Source organism: Streptococcus oralis (genome assembly GCF_001578945.1).
Classification (GTDB): Bacteria; Bacillota; Bacilli; order Lactobacillales; family Streptococcaceae; genus Streptococcus; species Streptococcus oralis_Q.
In genome coordinates, this window is the sequence record NZ_KQ969551.1 from 461,103 (window position 1) to 463,336 (window position 2,234).

The window sequence follows — 2,234 nt, forward strand, 5'->3', positions numbered from 1 at the left end:
AGGAGCGGATTTACAGTCCGCCGCGTTTAGCCTCTTCGCTATCTCTCCAACGCCTAACGAAGACTATTATATCATGAAATTTTCAATAAAACAAGTATTATTTTGCTAAATTATAGTTTTCAATCAAAATTTCCACAGCTTTTTCAAGTTTTTTATAAAAACTATCGACATTTCCATTCTTTATGATGGCAAATTGGCTATCTAATTCGGCAATTTCACCAATGACCTTTTTCCCGATTGTCAAAACGTAACCTTCATAACTGTCTTTTCCAACAGTCACTTTTGCATCAGTTAATTGGATTTCAATTTTCTTATCTTTTTTACTCATACTTTACCTCTTTTCACTTTTTCTATTGTACAGGAAAATGCTCAAACTAGCAAGAAAAAACTCCATTTCAGCCATTACAACTGATATGGAGTTTCACTTTACTTCGTGTCGTTTAGTCCACTTTGACAATCCATCCCTCTGGTGCTTCCACATCACCAAATTGGATACCGGTCAATTCATCATAGAGTTTTCGTGTAACAGGCCCTACTTCTGTTTCACTATAGAAAACATGGAAATCATCGCCATGTTGGATACCTCCAATTGGCGAAATAACCGCTGCCGTACCACAAGCACCTGCCTCTACAAAACGATCCAGATTATCGATTGGAACATCGCCTTCAATCGGAGTCAAGCCCAAGCGGTGTTCTGCCAAGTAAAGCAAAGAGTACTTGGTAATGGATGGCAAGATTGACGGACTTAATGGTGTAACGAATTCATTATCTGCCGTGATTCCAAAGAAGTTGGCTGATCCGACTTCTTCAATCTTTGTATGTGTAGATGGGTCTAGGTAGATAACGTCAGAAAAGTTGCGTGACTTGGCCATTTTACCTGGGAGGAGACTAGCAGCATAGTTCCCACCTACCTTAGCCGCACCCGTACCATTTGGAGCGGCACGGTCGTATTCATCCTGAATCAAGAAATTAGTTGGAACCAATCCACCTTTAAAGTAATTTCCAACTGGCATAGCAAAGATGGTGAAAATATACTCTTCTGCTGGTTTAACCCCGATAATATCCCCAACACCAATCAAAAGTGGACGAAGATAAAGGGTTCCACCTGTTCCATATGGTGGGACGTATTCTTCATTGGCACGCACAACTGCTTTACAAGCTTCTACAAACATTTCTGTCGGAACTTGTGGCATCAAAAGACGGTCACAAGTACGTTGCAGACGATTGGCATTTTCGTCAGGACGGAACAGTTGAACACTGCCATCCTTGGTACGATAGGCTTTCAATCCCTCAAATGCTTGCTGTCCATAGTGGAGACTTGGAGAAGACTCTGAAATATGCAAGGTTGCATCCTCTGTCAATTCTCCTTGATCCCATTGACCATTTTTATAATGAGCGATATAACGATAAGGTAATTTCATATAAGAAAATCCAAGATTTTCCCAATCAATTGCAACTGTCATGTGTTTCTCCTTTATACTATTCAAACTATGTGTTCTATTCTACACTTTTCTAGTGAAATTTCAAGTATTATTTGTAATTTTCTGAAAATTTTTTCAACAAAAAAATCAGCCCTCTGGACTGATTTCTTTATGAACTCGCTTTATCCTCTTTAAAGACTTCTTTTAGGTAAGCATCGAAAACTTCCTCATCTGAAATGGTGTCAGAAATAAAACTTCCATTGCTAGTACGTTCTGACAAGTTGAGGTCTTGCAATCGACTCTCATAGATTGTTCCCTTGTTGGATTGGACAAGCAGTGTTTGGTCGTTTTCCTCTACTTCTGTACTAAAAAGATCACCAACGAAACCTTGCTCTGCAACTACTCCAGCCAAGAATACTCGATGTGGTTTATTTTTTAACTCACGCAAGACTTGTAGTCCTCGTTTGGCACGGCTGGTTGCTGGAATTTCGTCAATAGAAACACGTTTCAAGCTTCCACGCTGAGTCAAGAGGTAGAAGGATGAGGTGTTACAGATAAAGGCCGATTGGAGGACATCATCTTCTTTGAGGTTTATAGCCTTGACACCTGCAGCCTTGGCACCGACAACAGGAACCTCTTCGATATTGAAACGAAGGGCGTAACCGTTTTGGCTAATCAAGAGTACACCATCCAGTTTAATTGGAGCCACCGCTATAATCTGGTCTGTCTCGTCTTTGAGCTTAGCATACTTGACAGATTTAGACTTGTAGGTCCGCCATGGAGAGAATTCTTTACGTTCTACACGCTTAATTT

General features: G+C 40.3%; 3 protein-coding genes. All 3 read right to left on the minus strand.

The window, feature by feature from the left end:
• Window positions 1-97 precede the first annotated feature (97 nt).
• The gene (locus SORDD16_RS04905) at window positions 98-328 is read right to left on the minus strand and encodes a DUF2969 domain-containing protein (protein WP_061452573.1); all 231 of its coding nucleotides are present in this window, start codon (window positions 326-328) and stop codon (window positions 98-100) included.
• 112 nt (window positions 329-440) lie between these two features.
• Window positions 441-1,478, minus strand: coding sequence for a branched-chain amino acid aminotransferase (locus tag SORDD16_RS04910; protein ID WP_347230206.1), 1,038 nt, complete (start codon window positions 1,476-1,478; stop codon window positions 441-443).
• Window positions 1,479-1,590: 112 nt separating this feature from the next.
• Window positions 1,591-2,234 (minus strand): DNA gyrase C-terminal beta-propeller domain-containing protein (locus tag SORDD16_RS11770; RefSeq protein ID WP_277730424.1); only part of this gene is annotated, 644 nt, incomplete at its 5' end.